General features: G+C 50.4%; 12 protein-coding genes. 9 read left to right on the forward strand and 3 right to left on the reverse strand.

Annotated elements, in window-relative coordinates:
- The first annotated feature begins 144 nt into the window (after positions 1-144).
- Positions 145-654, forward strand: coding sequence for a PadR family transcriptional regulator (locus tag MHH82_RS14370; RefSeq protein ID WP_015735049.1), 510 nt, complete (start codon positions 145-147; stop codon positions 652-654).
- A 156-nt stretch (positions 655-810) separates the two neighbouring features.
- Here MHH82_RS14370 and MHH82_RS14375 read toward each other — a convergent pair whose 3' ends face one another.
- Positions 811-1,449, reverse strand: coding sequence for a pentapeptide repeat-containing protein (locus MHH82_RS14375; protein ID WP_340966356.1), 639 nt, complete (start codon positions 1,447-1,449; stop codon positions 811-813).
- A 264-nt stretch (positions 1,450-1,713) separates the two neighbouring features.
- Between MHH82_RS14375 and MHH82_RS14380 the strand changes: the two genes are divergently transcribed.
- The 5 genes from MHH82_RS14380 (at position 1,714) to MHH82_RS14400 (ending at position 10,675) form a co-directional block, all read left to right on the forward strand.
- Positions 1,714-3,369, forward strand: a complete 1,656-nt coding sequence (locus MHH82_RS14380; RefSeq protein WP_340966358.1) for a DUF6138 family protein — start codon at positions 1,714-1,716, stop codon at positions 3,367-3,369.
- A 259-nt stretch (positions 3,370-3,628) separates the two neighbouring features.
- Positions 3,629-5,143 (forward strand): response regulator, encoded by a 1,515-nt coding sequence (locus MHH82_RS14385; protein WP_251495269.1) that lies wholly within the window; start codon positions 3,629-3,631, stop codon positions 5,141-5,143.
- The gene (locus MHH82_RS14390; protein WP_251495272.1) at positions 5,140-6,909 is read left to right on the forward strand and encodes a sensor histidine kinase; all 1,770 of its coding nucleotides are present in this window, start codon (positions 5,140-5,142) and stop codon (positions 6,907-6,909) included. Before MHH82_RS14385 ends, MHH82_RS14390 begins: the two co-directional genes overlap by 4 nt.
- A 776-nt stretch (positions 6,910-7,685) precedes the next feature.
- Positions 7,686-9,248 (forward strand): extracellular solute-binding protein, encoded by a 1,563-nt coding sequence (locus MHH82_RS14395; protein WP_340966361.1) that lies wholly within the window; start codon positions 7,686-7,688, stop codon positions 9,246-9,248.
- A gap of 56 nt (positions 9,249-9,304) precedes the next feature.
- Positions 9,305-10,675, forward strand: a complete 1,371-nt coding sequence (locus MHH82_RS14400) for a BNR repeat-containing protein (protein ID WP_340966363.1) — start codon at positions 9,305-9,307, stop codon at positions 10,673-10,675.
- 195 nt (positions 10,676-10,870) lie between these two features.
- Here MHH82_RS14400 and MHH82_RS14405 read toward each other — a convergent pair whose 3' ends face one another.
- Together MHH82_RS14405 and MHH82_RS14410 are read right to left on the reverse strand one after the other, a co-directional pair.
- A complete protein-coding gene (locus tag MHH82_RS14405) occupies positions 10,871-11,680 on the reverse strand; it encodes a response regulator transcription factor (RefSeq protein WP_251495281.1) in 810 nt (269 codons plus the stop codon).
- The gene (locus tag MHH82_RS14410; protein WP_340966365.1) at positions 11,658-13,385 is read right to left on the reverse strand and encodes a sensor histidine kinase; all 1,728 of its coding nucleotides are present in this window, start codon (positions 13,383-13,385) and stop codon (positions 11,658-11,660) included. The genes MHH82_RS14405 and MHH82_RS14410 overlap by 23 nt, the downstream gene beginning before the upstream one ends.
- A 254-nt stretch (positions 13,386-13,639) precedes the next feature.
- Between MHH82_RS14410 and MHH82_RS14415 the strand changes: the two genes are divergently transcribed.
- Genes MHH82_RS14415 through MHH82_RS14425 form a run of 3 tightly spaced genes read left to right on the forward strand, consistent with a single transcriptional unit; the run spans position 13,640 to position 17,164 of the window.
- Positions 13,640-14,569, forward strand: a complete 930-nt coding sequence (locus MHH82_RS14415) for an ABC transporter permease (RefSeq protein WP_251495287.1) — start codon at positions 13,640-13,642, stop codon at positions 14,567-14,569.
- 15 nt (positions 14,570-14,584) lie between these two features.
- Entirely contained in the window at positions 14,585-15,454 is an 870-nt protein-coding gene (locus MHH82_RS14420; RefSeq protein WP_251495290.1) for a carbohydrate ABC transporter permease, read from the forward strand.
- Positions 15,455-15,481: 27 nt separating this feature from the next.
- Positions 15,482-17,164: a hypothetical protein gene (locus MHH82_RS14425; protein ID WP_340966370.1), complete on the forward strand. Its 1,683-nt coding sequence runs from the start codon at positions 15,482-15,484 to the stop codon at positions 17,162-17,164.
- Positions 17,165-17,177 lie beyond the last annotated feature (13 nt).

A 17,177-nucleotide genomic window follows, 5' to 3' on the forward strand; every position in this document is an offset into this window, starting at 1 on the left:
ATTGGTCATAGTTTCCAATGACCCATGTCCAAAGTTCTGTTTATATTCTTCCTTGTCGGATTTTGGTTGAACATATACGCTAGAGATGTGCTGTTAAATATGCAGCGGTATTGTCAAATCCGTCGACGAAAGGCCTGAACGATCATGTATCTTGAACTTCTCATTCTGATCCAAATCGATAAATCCCCGAAACACGGGTATGAAATAAAAAAAGAAATACAGAAAGATCTCGGTTATTTGATGGACGTGAATCACAACATGTTATACCCGACATTGCGAAAATTTACGGATGAGGGATTTGTTCGTAAACATCGAAATGAGCAGGTAGGCAGACCGAATCAGTATGTATATGAAATTACAGAAGCAGGGAGGGAACAAATCGCAAACCTCATTAACGAATTCACCGAAAAAGATGCAAAACATCAAATCGAATTCATGGTTAGAGTGTCCCTGTTCGATCGTATTTCGAAGGAGGACCGGAATCGGATTTTACATAGGAGAAAGAAGGATTTGGAAGAGCTGCTGTCAGATATCGAGAGAAGACTGGATGAAGGCGGGGACGAGTTGTTCCGGGACGAGGTTCTGCGGTATTCGGTATCCCAGGTTCAAGGCGAATTGGCGTGGATCGATAGGCTGGTCAGCCGCTTAACCTGATGGGTAAATACGGCTTCGACCAGATCTTTAATCATCGCAGCATTCAGCGCGACGATGTTTTAGCGCGAGGAAAGGAGCCGAGAAATCGCGGCTTTTTACCAGTAGATCTTGAGGGCTTTGGTAGTGGATGGGGTGTTGGGCTCGCAGGGTCGAAAATTAAGCCAAGGGTTTTCCGTTGATCTTGACATGCTCCATAATTGTATTATCCCAAACCGGTAGAGCTTCCGCTTCACTTACGAACCGGCTTCCGGATAAGGAGCCGTTATGAAAGATTGCTTCATTGAAGCTGCATTCTTCAAAGAGGCAGTACATCAGATGTGCGCCGCGAAAATTAACATTGGAGAAGTTACATCGAACGAAGGCCGCGTCGCGTGCGATGGCGTGACTTAAATTGGCTCCGGTAAAATCGCAATCCTCAAACCTTTCTCCAATCCGGGCTTTTTTTAAATTTGTTTTTCGAAACGAACAATGATTGAAATGACGAGTCACAAACGAACCGCCAAGTTTCATTCCATCAAAGCGGCAATGCGTAAACCTGGATGAGTTCAGACCCGTTCCGTCCATAAACTTGGCAAAAGATAAATCAACATGCTGAACATCCAGGAACTGGATAATCTCACTCAAGGTGACACCTCGGAAATCCTCTTGCCCTGCATCTGTCAATCCAAAGGGAGAGGAAGGGAATCTCCGTTCTTTTTTATGCATATTATGTTTGCCTGTAACGGAAGCCAATGCCTGATTCACTTCAGTGGATTGCTCCGTATCCCATCTTGCGATCCATTGTTTTGCGCTCAATGAACAACCTCCTTATTCCAGAAACGAATGTATTCTCTTAGAAATGATCTTTAAATGAGTCGGTTTTATAGTATCATAGATGAAGCAGCATATTCCAAGATTTGGTTGGAATCAAATCGATGAGGGAGTGGCGAATGGAGGCTTAAGTCATGATCAAGGAGAGTGAAAGGGTATGAAGGAGAAAGAGAGACAGCCGCATTTGGCCAAAGCTGTTAGCGCAGATGAGGAACAATACGAAATGATATAAAGGAGTATTAGTGGAACATGGATCAGACACTGGAAACACTTTTGAATGAAATGAAACAGGAGATCGACAAATGGATGGCTTATATCAGCGATAAAAACGCGGACAAAATCGTAAAGCGTACTACGCTGCAGATCGGGATTCACGACTATGCGCTGCTCGAATATAACAAGGGCAGAGTGAGCATGACGGACGACGAGCTGGACTTATCGATGCCTGGAGACAGGGGCACACCTGGGGAGCCGTTGACCGAAGAACTTGTGCGAGAGCACATCGTTCCTAAATTATCCTCTTACATGCAGCGTAAATTGGACGAGATGCCAAGCTCATTAATCGATTATCAGTTTACGTTTAACGGCAAGTTTCGAGTGCGGGAAGGCGATCTTAACCTTTGTATTCTTACATACGCAGATGAGACAAAGAAGAAGCAATTACAGGAACGAATCTCAATCTATATTGCCAATAAGCTAGAAGCGGGAACCTATCCGACGAAACCGTTGGAGACGTTTTTCCTGTCCAGGCACATCCTGGACGAGGGACTGTTTCCAGACGCGGATCCCGCCTGGATCATTGCCGTTTTTGAGCGGATTCAGCAATTGAACAAAGGGAACCAACATCTCGCAGAGCATCGTTCTAATCTAATTACGGCTTTGCGGAATTGGGCGGAGCAGCGTTGGCTTCCTCGTTATTTTGATAATATCGGGACGCAATGGCAGCGAGAATACAAGAAAAAAATCGACATTCATTTGGAAAATACCGAGCAGGGTCCAATCGAACTGCTGATCTATGCCGCCATCCTGATTCTGAAATACGAGCCCTCTTATAGCAGAAGCACAGGATTGACTATGTTGAATTGCGCCAAGGATCTTGGAAGCGAACGGGCCCAACGATTGAGTAAAGAAGGAAGCGGGACCTTCGCCAAGGAAGACGTCTGTTTACGTGACGAAATGGTGGAATGTACGGCCAACGATGTGTTTGCCGAGGTCTCCATAGCCATTAAGGAGGAAACGGGGGAGAGTTACGCTCGCGCGCTCCGGTTTCTGACACGCCTCTTCAGCTTGGGATTCCCGAAAAGCTACCAAATCAAACTGAAATCCCCGGTCAAGCAGTGGCTGCCGATCAAAGGATTGGCTAAGTCGGGAACGCATCGGTTCTTCGCCAACGCCTTGGAATACCCGGAATTGTATCCCTTCATGGAGGAGTATGCCAAAGCAGCGATGGAGCCGTTTGAATGGTATGCGGATACGGAAGGGGAAAAAAACTGCATGCCGGGAAGCTACGCCGTCTTTGGCCTCGGATTGAAGGATACAACGTTTTTCCCATTGGTGGAGGAATACATGGGCAAAGTTGATGACGAACACCAATCCGTTCAAAACCATTTCACGATAGCTTTTACTGAGCGGCATGGTGTTAATACGGAAACCATTCCAACCTTGGTAAAGTGCATGCTGCACTGCAACGATTCAATGAAAATGAAGATCCAATCGGACATGGAACACGGGCTAAACGTCAGACTGCTGCTCGATCAAGTTCGCGGCCTCCCGTATTACCAGGTGGAGCGTATCGTATATTTGATCTGGGGCGGTACGGACAAGCTGAAGAAGATAGCCGCCAAAGCCGAGGGGGAGAGGGCGCAGTGGCTCACCGATTTGGCGGAGGCCGCCTGTCGGAAGTAATCGTGTTCACTTAGGCCATCCTTAAATGAGTCTAAAATCAGCTGCTGAAAGGCAGCTTTTTTTATCCTTATCTAACTGTTCCAGGCAAAATGATGCGAAAATGATGGAACCGAAAGCCGTTTATATAGTAGCTAAATGGAGACGCATTGATATAAAATACGGACAAGAAGACAGGAAAAGTTTGGAGCCATTCGAAAAATTGAAAGCGTTATCTTTAAGAATCTGCGGAACTTATGAATGTAGGGGAGGGGGCCATTCGATGAAAGTGCTGATTGCCGACGACGACGTTTACACAAGGGAAGGCCTCGTTGAGGCGATCGAATGGGAACGGCTGGGCATACAAGAAATTCTTCAGGCAGAAGACGGTTCGCAAGCACTTCAGCTGGCAGCGGCCCATCGACCCGATATTGTCATTACCGATGTTCGGATGCCCAAGCTGAACGGGATTGAATTTGCGGAGCGATTGTCGGCCGTCTGTCCTGACAGCAAGCTGCTCTTCATTAGCGGATATATGGAGGTGGCTTACATGAAAAGCGCGATTCGCCTCGCGGCCGTGGACTATGTGGAGAAACCGATTAAGCTTCAGGAATTGGAGAAGGCCATCGGGAGGACGATCGGGTACGTTCGCGAACGAAGGGAACGGGAGATTCTGTTGGCTCAGAAGGTCGATATCGATCGAAGGAAGCTGGCAATCGCCCTGCGAACCGGAGGGCATAATCAGGAGACAATAAGAGAACTGTGCAAAGATGCCGGATTTCCGACAGATACGTGTTATATATCCATCATCATTTCATACGGGGAAGAGAACATAGTGGAGCCTTCGACTGCATTGCAAAACGAATGGGAAGTGTACAGGGATGCGGCGTTAACCGAACAACTCGATCAGCAAAAACAGTTCCTGTTAATTGCACTGGGCAATCGAAATGAGCGCGGGAGGGTGCTTCATTTGGCAGAGCAGTTAAGCAGGCGTAGGTTAGACGTTCGAATCGGGGTGGGCAGCGTCGTGTCGAACTTGCTGGAGGTGCCCCGAAGCTTTCAAGAATCGGTGCTTGCCCTGGAGGCAGGGTTTTACCGCCCGGAGTCCATTATCGTAACGTTCGATCCGAACTTGTTCGGACAACATGCCGTCACGGGGGAGGCCTATCTGGAATTCCATCACTGTCTGAAGCATAAACCTCAAGAATTGTTAGTCTGGATGGAATCGTATTGCGACCGGCTGTTGGCCGGGCCATACATGCTTAAAGAGGGGGTTGTATCCCTATTTGCCTCCTTTGCGCAAGCGATGTTAAACGATAAGAACGGAATGCTGCTGCGTTCCGGCGGCAGAGTCTATCAGATCCGCGAGACTGAGCGGCATTTGAATCAATGCCGAACGATGCAGGAGGTTAAGGAATACATCCTGGGGATGTGCCTGGCATATCAAGAGGAAGTGAAAGAGACCTCCATCTACTCCAGCGTGATACGAGCCGTGATGACGTATATATCCGCTCATTGCAATCATCCGGACCTGGATGTCAGGGAGATCGCCGACCATGTGCATCTGTCCACCGCCCATCTTGGAGTTTTATTTAAACAGGAGACGGGGACCACGATTAAGCAGTACGTAAACGATTACCGGCTGGAACTGGCGAAGCGCTTGGTAGCGGGAGAGTACTTCAAAATGGCCGATATCTCCAAAATGTGCGGTTACGCAAGTCCAGGTTATTTCGCCAAAGTATTTAAGTCATCCACCGGACTGACGCCGATTGAATATCGAAAGCAGCGTTCCGGATGAAATTCAAGGTTTGGCTCGGGAATATGTCGTTAAGGAAGAAGCTGATGGTCCTGTTTGCGATGGTTGGCATCATTCCGCTCGTGGTGACCTTTGCCGCCATTTACGGCGAGCTTCGGGATTCCATCATCAGCAAACAGCATGATGCCGCCAATCAAAATTTCGAACAAGCCTTGTCCTTGCTGTCGGCCAAGTTCACCCATCTTGAAGATATCTCGTCGATGATCATGATCGACGAGCAGATCAACGAGGTATTCTCTAAAGACCCGAAGCGCATGCAGGTATGGGAACAGCTATCGTCATTTGAGCGAATTACCGATTATACCCGAATATTGCAGACCAATTCGGAGATGAGCAGCATTATTTACTATATCCATGACGACTTTGTTGTTGCCGGGGAAGGAGCAAGCATGTACCGGCCGATCGGGAACGTGGCAGGCCTTCCATGGGTGAAGAAGATCATGGCTGCCGAAGGGGATGCCGTATGGGTCTTGGCTAAGGATGAGGCTGATCCGTCAACGAGGTATCTCATGCTCGGGAGGGTCTTATGGAATGTCCATGATTTATCTAAACCGGTGGGCGTCGTCACGGTACGGATAGAGCTGGGGCGGCTTGAATCCTACGTCATGAATACGTCCGCCGGGCAGATAATTTACCTGGAGACCGATGACGGAGAAGTCGTCATCAGCAGCGGACAAGACGGAATGGAGTTTCGGGTCCAGCCGTTGGTCAGCTCCATCAGCCGCGATCGGCTCGAACCGATGACTGCGGAAGATAGCGAATATTTGGTTAGGGATTCCCACGTAGGATCGAGTAACTTGTTACTTCGTTCCGTCCTATCGGCTGATGCGGCTGCACAAGCTGTCAATCAGGCACGCAATCAAGTTTTGGTGGTATACGGTGCCGTTTGCTTGGCATTATTGATATGTATTATACCGGTAACCAAGTCCGTTACACGGCGTATTTTCTTGTTGATGAACAAGATGAGCCAGGTCCGGCAAGGCCGGTTAAATACCCTGGATATCGCAACTCAAGAGGATGAAGTAGGGCATTTGGTTTCGAGTTACAATTATATGATCAATAGCGTGAAGGAGCTGATGGACAACCAATATCGCCTGGGCCAGGAGAAAAAAGGAGCCGAGCTCAAGGCGCTGCAGTCTCAGATCAATCCGCATTTCCTGTATAACACGCTCGATATGATCCTGTGGATGGCCCAGAAGGACGAGAAAGAGAATATACAGCAAGTCGTTTATGCTCTGTCCGACTATTACAAGCTGATCCTGAATAAAGGAGAGGATTTTGTACCCTTGATGGACGAGCTCCGACTGTGTGAAATGTATGCAGCCATACAGCAGAAGAGGTTCAAAGGGAAAATCCGTTTTGAAATCGAGGTTGAGGCGGAAGCAGAGGCATGCTTGCTTCCGAAAATTACCCTTCAGCCGATCGTCGAAAACGCCATTATTCACGGTGTATTGGAAAAAAAAGAAGCGGAAGGGCTGATTCTCATAAAAGGCAGCGTCCGCAGCGGGCGATTGCAGCTGTCCGTAAGCGACGACGGTCCGGGAATGAGGGAGGAAGCTTCCCGTTCTGAGCCGTATCGGGGGAGCGGCTACGGGCTGCACAATATCAGGAAGCGGTTGGAGTACTATTTCAACGAAGCAGACGGGTTCCGCTTGCATTCGGTACAAGGGACGGGTACAACCGTCAGCATCGATGTCCCGGCCATCACGGAGGACTTGCGTTCCTCTCATCTTCTCGAATCGGGTTGAAACTGGCTGGAATCGGCACGCTTTTGGGGTGCATGCCTATAGAAGAGGCTCCACTTCGTGCTGGAATTTGCCTCATATTGAGATGACGAGGACAGAGGAATCACTTCGTGCTGGAATTGTCTCATATTGAGATGATGAGGACTGAGGCTCCGCTTCGTGCTGGGAATTGCCTCGTATTGAGATCACGAGGACAGAGGCTACGTTTCGTGTTGGAATTGTCTCGTATTGAGATCACGAGGACAGAGGCTACGTTTCGTGCTGGAATTGCCTCGTATTGAGATCATGAAGATAGAGGCTCCGCTTTGTGCTGGAATATCCTCATATTGAGAAGGTGAGGACAGAGGCTACGCTATTTCGCAGAAATGGGCTCATTATGGTGATCTTGCGGACACAGGATCCGTTATTGCACCATAATCTCGAATGATTCCACGCTAAATCCTGCAATAGCGGATCTCTTGTCCGCATATTGCTGTGAAATAGGTAAAACAAAGAAATAGCGGAACCAGGGTCCTTTAATACCAAAGATCCATGGAAAGTTTAATTTCACTGGCAGCCACGCTCGGCTACTACTGGGCATCCGGCATTGCCTTTCTGCTTAAACCTAGCTAGATCGACGGGGGTGATCCTAATGAGGGGAATGGTAATACTAGGCGTTTTCCCGGTGTTCTTTTGGTGAAATCAGCCGATTATCGAGATGATGAGGACAGAGGATACGCTATTTGCTGCAAATGGTCATCCACTGCAACAACCATCAACACATAAAAAGGGGGATATCATTGAGGAAACCGATACGAACCATAAGAGCGCTGCTGACCTGTTTCTTCTTCTCGGTCATCATCTTGTCCGCATGCCGGCACGGCCCATCGCCGGGTCTCGGGGAGGAAGGGACTCCGGGCATCATTCGCGGACCGGACGGACAGCCCGTCGTACAATTGAAGGGCATCACGATGGGCCGCGAGCCAGCGAGCGGAATGGATCGTTTCTATCAACAGCTTGATGCGCTTACTATCAGGGATCTGGGAGCGACCATTCGATTCGATTTCATTCCATGGGGAGATGAGAAGAATCAGATCAGCCGAGCGATTGCGTCCAAAGAATACGACCTCTATGTCGGAGGTGCATGGTCTGATTTCACATCATTTGCGGCGAGGAATGCATTCGCGAACCTGACGCCTTTGCTGGATCAGGTCCCGGATCTCGTATCGCACTATGGCGGGAAGCTGAACAACGTCATGATCCATGGCAGGCTCTTCGGCATCCCGCAATACAATTTGCCAGGCGGGGGAGGCGAAGGCATGCTCTTCCGGGAGGACCTGCGCAAAGCATGGGGTTTGCCGGAAATCAAGGACCTCGAATCGGCTGAAAAATATCTTTACAAAGCCAAGGAGGCATATCCGGACACACCGATGATCAATGACAAACGATTCGCGGACAATTTGTGGACGCTGATGGCCGGCTCCAAGTATCTTGATGTGGTTAAGGGATATGCGGTTGTCTCCGTCGACGAACCATACAAAGCCATCAGCATGTATGATACCCCGGAGTATAAGCAGGTGCTGCTTCGAGCCAAGCAGTGGCATGAGGACGGAATCGTAAGCCGCGAGATTTTGGCCGCCCAGGGAAACGCTACCGGCGAGACGCTGGAATGGATGAAAACGGATAAGAAGCCGCTGGAATTCAACAACCATTTCGGCGCAGTCAGCAGCAGCTACATCGGAGTGCTCAAGGAGTTGTTTCCCGAGTTCGAGTACGGATGGTTTGATTATTATCTCGACCACGTGCCGAACTACATGCCTTTTATGACGACGGACAACATCACGATGATCTCCGTCGGCGCCCACTCCAAGCATAAGGAAATTGCGCTTAAGCTGATCGAGAAGGCGCACACGGATCGTACATACTACAATCTCCTACTATATGGCGTGGAAGGGGAGAACTACAACCTGGAGGGGGATTACATCAGCTACACTGGCATCAAGTCGGAGAACAAAAAGCCGGGCTGGACGGGATTGTATGACGGCAGCATGAGCCTGATGGAAAAATACCCGGGAGAATGGCAGGCCATCGTAGAGCATTTGCATTCGGAAGGCGCGAAACGGGCCGTAGAAAACGGTGAGAGCCCGCTGGCGGGATTCCGCTTCGATACGGGGCCGACAACGACGGAGCTCGCTGCCATGGATGCAGTCAGATCGCATCACATCGTACCGCTGTCCGTCGGCATGTCCGAAGGCATCGATGCTGATCTTGCGCTTGCTAGGCAGCGGATGGACGAAGCTGGATTCCCGAGCTTCATGGAGGAGCTGCAGAATCAGCTGGATGCATTCGCTGCTAAGAAATGATAGGGGATAATCATGAAGCAATCTAGTGATCCGACAAGGAAGCGAGGAGGTCTCCAATGACGAATTCCAATAGAAACCTTAATGTTGAACCTGAACGCATCGAACGCATCCCTACAACCCTTACCGGTGACGGTGCCTGGTGCTGGTTTGCCGATCCGAGGGCGCTGCGACATGTCAATGCCGTGACGGGCAGCGACAAGACATACATCGGGTACATCGATGTTGCGGGCAGTATTCAGGCGGTTCAATATGATCACGTGACCCAAGAACGCAAGCAAGTGCGGGTGCGAGCGGGTTTTCAGCAGGATGACCATAACAATCCGACGTTTTTGGCACTGCCCGACGGCCGGGTGATGATTTTTTATTCCGAGCACTCGACAACCCCATCAATTTATTATCGCGTAACATCCCGTCCTGACGATCTAGAAACCTTTGGGCCTGAAAAAATCATCGATACCACGGGATATGGGAACGCCACCTATCCTTCTCCCTTCGTGATGACGGATCAGCCCGGTTATTTCTATCTGCTGTGGCGGGGCGTGAATTGGCATCCTACCGTCGCAAGGTTCACGCTGCCGGATCCAGATGGCGACGTCTCTTGCGATATAGAGCCAAAGCAGATCGTGGATTCCAGGTGCCATGAACAAGAAACCGGAAAAAGGCCGTATGCCAAGTACGAAACGAATGGCAAGAATCAAATTATGATGACGTATACCTATACGCATCCGGACAATATGATTCCGAATTCATTGTACTATTCGTATTTGGACGTGAACACCCTGACGCTGCATGGCGCTGATGGACATCAGCTCGCAGATCTGAACCGCGGGCCGCTGAAGCTGGATAACAATGAAACCGATCCGGCCCATTTGGTGGATCGCCAGCCGGGCATACGCAGCTGGAACTGGGATATTGCCGCGGATAAAGAGGGATACCCGGTGATCTTGTTTATTAGGATCAATGAGGATAAGGATCGCCACCATTATTGTTACGCTAAGTGGTCCGGCTCCGATTGGCGGATTACACCGTTGGCGGATGGCGGACGATGGTTCCACCAAAATGATCAAAGAGAATTTTGCTATTCCGGGGGGATGACACTGGATCATAACGACCCTTCCAACGTGTACATGTCAATCCCTGTACAGGGTAAATACGGTGAGGTCTTCGAAATTCATCAATGCGTCATCCCGCATGACGGGGCGATCGCGGAAATACATCAAGTCACCGAAAACTCGACTCAAAACAACGTTCGACCTTTCGTTGTCCGCCATGCAGTACTGGGCGAAGCGTATGATTTGATATGGATGCACGGGGATTACTACTATTGGGATCATTCGCAAGGGCGATTAGGTTATACGACGGGGCTGCGAACCTTGTGTGAAAACGTAGCGATTGAAGACGGAGGGAGGACCGATCCTTCTGCATAAGTCATCTATCGGCAACGCCGAAGAGCATCTTGGGAGTCGACCGTTTCCCGTTAGGGAGAAACGGTCGACTTTTTATTTTGAGGCAAGAAATTTTTGTTTAAGAAGCTGCTACCCGAGGAACGTTGTATGGATAATGACTAAATAAGACAAGCACCTAAGGATCGAGGATCGAATCATGTATATGCAATTGGAGCCCTAACCGTCCGTCCTGAAGGATTGCTCAATTCGTTGCCTGCGGTATTGGTACGGTGTGATGCCGTAGAGCTCCTTAAACAGCTTGATAAAATATTGCGGTTTCCGGTAACCGACCATGCGCGCGATGTCCATGACGTGAAGATGGGAAACCTCCAGCAGGTGGGCCGATTTCTCCAAGCGGGCGCGCAGAATGTAACTCGACAGGTTTTCACCCGTTTCCTGCTTATACAATTTGGACAGGTAGACGGGATGGAGATGCACGATACCGCCCAATTCATCCAGGCTAAGGCCGTCGCCCAGATGCCCGAGGATGTAGTCCCTTACCGCACGCACGATATCCGTGCCGGAGCAGTGCCGGTCCGACCGATCGGGAGTGCTCGTCAGAATGTTAGATGCATGACCGGCGGAATCCTCCCGGTCCTGGGGTTCCGCCCGCTTCTCGCCGATACTCTTGACGGCCTGGCACATCGCTTGATCCATATCCTCTTTATCCACAGGCTTCAGAAGATAATCCAGCGCGCCGAAGCGAATCGCCTTTTGAGCATAATCAAATTGGGAATAGCCGGACAAAAAGATGACTTTTGTTTTTAATCCCCGCTTATGGATATGCTCCAGCAAGTCGATGCCCGAAATTTCAGGCATGCGAATATCCGTAATCATGATGTCGAATCGGTCGCTGTCTAGCAGCATCCGGGCCTCCGTCGGGTTGGTTGTCGTTTCGATACGATTGACGCCGAATTTGGCCCAGTTAAGCAAATGTTTGAGGTATTCCACGACATACTGTCCGTCATCCACGATCAATAAATGCATAGGCTCCTCCTTCTTCAAACGAGAAATCCACCAATACCGTAACCGACAAACCGCCCCAGTCATTCAAGGCGAACCGTAAGCCGCAAGAATCTCCGTAAGCGTTTTTCAGACGCTGGTTGATATTCCATAGCCCGATGCCATCCGTTCCGGGAGGAGGAAGGGGCGCTTCAACGCTAGCTTGCAGTGCCCGCAGTTCCTCCGGCGAAAGCGGCTTCCCGTCATTGGCAACCGTAATTCGGGCTCCCGAACGGAACGTCTCCACGGATATGGCGACCCGATGCGCACCTTGGCGCTCTTCGATCCCGTGCAGGATGGCGTTTTCCACGATCGGCTGAATAATCAGCGGCATGATGGGCTGCTCCTTCAATTCATCCGGCAGCTTGATGTCATAGTCCATGGTTTTGCAGAGGGCCATGATGCCCAGGTAATGGGCAGCCAGCTCCAATTCCGTCGCAAGCGTGACGCTGCTCGAGTCTAACCGGGTCAGATAGCGGTAGTATTCGGCCAAATGCTTGCTCATGCGGATGACGGCTTCCGGCGAAGACTTGGCCATCGACATGATGAAGAACAGGCTGTTATAGAGAAAGTGCGGGTTGATCTGCGCCTGAAGCTGCTTCATTTCGGCGTTGCGGCGCAGGTCGGTCTCCGTTTTCAGCGACGTGAACAGCATCTGGATCTGGGCGACCATATGATTGAAGCTGCCAAACAGGCTGCCGAATTCATTGTTGGGGCGGTTAAGGATCCGGATGGCGTAATCTCCCTGTTCAACCTGATGGAACTTTTTGTTGAGCAGGTAGACATTCCTGTAGAAATTACGGTAAAACGTGCTGATCACGACCAATCCGATGATCAGGATGATTACGATGCTAACGAAAAAAACCTGCCGATTCCGGTTCAGAGGCTCCAGAAAATCGCTCATTCGCGTATATGTAACGAGGTAGGCATCAATCGGTTCAATATATTTGGACAGGACAAAGTAGTCACCACCCTGAGAGCTGTAATCGAACCTGAGAATATGCTTCGGATCCGGCGACACCGTCTCCCGGGCTTTATTCGCGATGCCGTCGACAAGCGTGCCGTCGCTGATCGTCAAATCGTCTCCCACGAGGAAGAAAGCGTCGGAGCTGCCTCCGTTGAATGATTTTTGCAGCAGGTTTCTCAGGTAGTCCGTTTTCAGCTTGACGCCAACCATGTATTCGATGTCTTCGGGCGTTCGGGGCTCCCGAACGTATGGATACAGGGAAAAATAATACAGGCTGCCGTTCACATACTTCCATCCGCGTTTGTCCACGGACCCGTATATGTCATCGGCAAGCGTTTCTCCGCGGGTGGCGATAAACGTGCCTTCCTCTCTCCAGTAGATGCCCAGCGATTCGACCGACTGGCTGGACAACAGCGTATTTTTCATCCGTTCTTCGATATCGTTCTTCTTCATCTGCGCGTCGTAGCTGCCCAGTTCCAGGATCTGCCGCTGGTAGAATCGGACCGAACTGTCCGCGGTATACTGGATGGCGTACATGCCGGCTTCGTACAGCATGTCGTTCACGACGCTTTCCGCATAGCTTACCTGATTTTTAGCCGTATTCACTAGGCTGTTCTGAATGGTTCGGGAATCCAGAGCATTCATGACGGAAAACAAAGAAAGCGTAAGGAGGAGGAAAAACACAAAGAAGTAGATGAAGCGCTTCATATTCACTTTTTTCATCAGGCTCACTTCCCATTCATTTACAAAGATAGCTGTTAATCTCTATCATAATCGGCGGAAGGCAAAATAAAAAGGATGAATGTAAGCGCTTCGAAAATGGTTGAGATCGGGTACATCATCTTGAAATTCGGACATTTTTTAATGCAATCGATATTGCTAACATAGAACGTGCAAGCACCCAAGTGAATAGAAATCGCGAAAAGGGGGGGAGGAAAATCGCTAGGATTGCGGGAATAAAGACGGATCAAACGAACATGCGTAAGAACAAGAGGGTCCGCAGGAATCCCTGGAAACAGGAAATTCGGAAAAACTGGCCGCTGTATCTGCTGTGCTTGCCCGCAATGGGCTTCGTCCTTATCTTTTCATACGGGCCGATGGCGGGACTGGTCATGGCATTCCAGGACTACAAACCATGGCTCGGCATCTCAGGCTCCGCGTGGATCGGCCTCGATCATTTCGACCGAATATTCCAATACGAAGAATCGAAACAAGCGATCGTCAATACGCTGATCATTTCGGTCATCAAGATCATCGTCGGCATCATCGTGCCGATCGTCATGGCGATTCTGCTGAATGAAATTCGCCATATGGGGCTCAAAAAAAGCATTCAGACGCTCGTGTACCTGCCGCATTTTCTGTCATGGGTGACCATCGCCGGCATCATGATTGATATTTTGGGCCTGGACGGCGGCGTCAACCGGATGATCACGGGGGTGTTCGGTACGAAGCCGATCTATTTCCTTGGCGATCCGGATCTGTTCAGGCCAACGGTCATTATCAGCGACTTGTGGAAAAACTTCGGCTTCGGCATGATCGTGTACTTGGCGACCATCGCCGGTATCGATCCTTCGTATTATGAAGCCTCGGAGATCGACGGTGCAAACCGCTGGCAGCAAACGCGCCATGTTACGCTGCCGTGCATGATGCCGATGATTATCGTCATCGCCACGCTCAGTTTGGGCAGTATCCTGGATGCCGGCTTCGATCAGATATTCAACCTGTACAACCCGCTCGTTTACAGTACGGGAGATATCATCGATACGTATGTATACCGTTCATCCCTGTTAAACGGACAATACGGATTCGGGACGGCGGTCGGATTGTTCAAATCGGGCATCAGCCTGATCCTGATCGTGGTTGCTTACCGTATCGCATACAAGGTTGCCAATTATAAAATCTTTTAAGCAGGAGGTAGCCGGATGTATCATAAAACGAAGGGGTACAAAGCGTTCTCCGTCTTCAACCATATCCTGCTGATCGTGGTCGCTCTATCGTGCTTCCTGCCGCTGCTTCACTTATTGGCGCAGTCGTTCAGCAGCAAATCGGCCGTCAACGGCGGCCTGGTATCGTTTTGGCCTGTCGAATTCAACACGGATGCTTATGCCAAGACGTTTCGCAACGCGAACTTTACGGGCTCGATGTGGATTTCGGTCGTACGGACGGTATTGGGCACGCTGATCAGCATGGTGGTGATCACGACCGCCGGCTATGCCTTATCGAAAGAGTTTCGCGGCCGCAACGGACTGATGTGGATTTTCGTATTTACCATGCTGTTCTCTGGAGGACTCATTCCTTCTTATATCCTGGTGTCGGAGCTTGGGCTGAAGGATACCATCCTGGCGTTGATCCTGCCTGGCGCGTTCGGTGCGTACAACCTGATCCTTATCATGAATTTCTTCAAAACGATACCGAAAGCGCTGGAGGAGGCGGCTTTTATTGACGGCGCTTCGTTCTTCGTCATCTTCAGCAAAATTTATTTGCCTCTGTCTCTCCCTGGACTCGCCACGATCGGCTTGTTCATTATGGTAGGACATTGGAATTCTTGGTTCGACGGCCTACTGTACATGTCCACCACCGACAAATACCCTCTGGCTTCTTTCCTGCAGACGGTCGTGGTTCAGAATACGGCACAGAATGTAGCGCTCAGCGCGTCGGAAGCTGCGGCGTTGTCGGAACAGAGCATTAAAGCCGCACAGATCTTTATCAGCACGGTGCCGATTATCGCGGTATATCCGTTCCTGCAAAAGTACTTTGTCAAGGGAATCGTGCTCGGGGCGGTTAAAGAATAAAAAATATGGGGTAAAGGAGTAGATTCCATGTACATAAAAAAGACGGGGGTTATCTTATCGGCAGCGGTGCTGGCGATTAGTATGCTTGCGGGGTGCGGATCTGGCGATTCGGGGACCGAGCCAGCCGCTCCGGCGGTGCTCAAAGACGGGAAATACGAACCGCCCATCACGATAGCCATCGGAAAGCAGCTGGACGAGAACGCGGGAAAATACAAGACCGGGGAGAGTGTGGACGACAACGTGTTGACGCGGTGGGCGCTGGAGAACCTGGGCATCAAGACGCAAACGACTCTGCTCGGCGGGGATGCGGGTAATTATAATACCAAGCTGCGCTTGGCCCTTACGGGTTCAGAGAAGCTGCCGGATCTGTTTCCGGTCTACGATACGACTCTGGCCAACGATTTGATCGAATCGGGGCGGGTCAAGGAGGTTACGGAGGATATCGCGAAATATATGCCGGCGCGGCTGAAAGAGATCTATAAACAGTATCCAACGACGTTTAATCCGGTTGTTCGCGACGGCAAAGTATACGGCATGGCGATATCGCCGAACTTGACGGAAGGGCAGGTCATGCTAATTCGTCAGGATTGGCTGGACAGCTTAAAGTTGGAGGCGCCTACTACGATCGACGAATTCGAAAGCGTCATCGCCGCATTCACGAACGAAGATCCGGACGGTAATGGCAAGAATGATACTTACGGATTCACGTTCTCCGGAAAGGACGGCTACAATACCGGCTGGGTCAGCGATCCCGTCATGATCTTCAGCGCTTACACGGGCAAGAAGCTGCCGATGCAGTGGAGCGAGGAGAACGGCAAGCTGTCGTACGGATCGGTCGCGGACGGCAACAAGGAAGCGCTGGCTAAGCTGCGTGACTGGTATTCGAAGGGCTACCTGAACAAAGAGCTGGCTACGCAGGGAGCTTGGGATGCCATTGCCGACTTTACGGAAGGCCAAGCAGGCATTATCGTCGGTCGTCCATGGCTCTACGACAGCGTCAAGGACGTCGAGAAGAACGTCAAGGGCGCCAAGGTCAAAGCGTACGCGACGATTCAAGGCGTGGACGGAGACCGGACGTACCAGAACGGACAGCTGAACGACGGGTACTTTATGTTCAATAAAGATTTTAGCAACATGGAAGCTTTTTTCCTGTATTACGACAAGCTGTATGACGCAGCATTCGGAACGGGGGATTTCCAGTACGGTTATGCCCAAGGATACGACTACGATATCGTGGACGGGGAGGTCGTGTTTGATCCGACGAAATTCAACGAACCGATGGATGCCATTCAAGGCGTAGGCAAAATGGCATTCACCAAAAATACGCCGGCCGTTTACCCCGCAGGCAAGAACTTCTACGATCTGGCCAACGGGGCCAAACCGGACAACGGGCCTTTGATGGCCGCAGATTCGGCCCAACAGACCACGAAGGACGGATTCGTCATCTCGTACGAGAACCGTGACTCGCTGCTCCCAAGCGCATTTAACGGGCCGCCGACCTCGACGATGCAGACGTCCTGGGAGCAGCTGACTACCATGGAGAAGGAAACGTTCACCAAGATCATCTACGGCAATGAGCCGCTTGAAGCTTACGATGCGTTCGTACAGAACTGGTACGCCAAGGGAGGCACGCAAATTACCGAGGAAGTCAATGAATGGTATGCCGGTACGAACACCAAGGATGCGATGACCAGAATGGGGCTGGAATAATAGAAGGGAGTAC

This window comes from Bacillus sp. FSL K6-6540 (assembly GCF_038007545.1).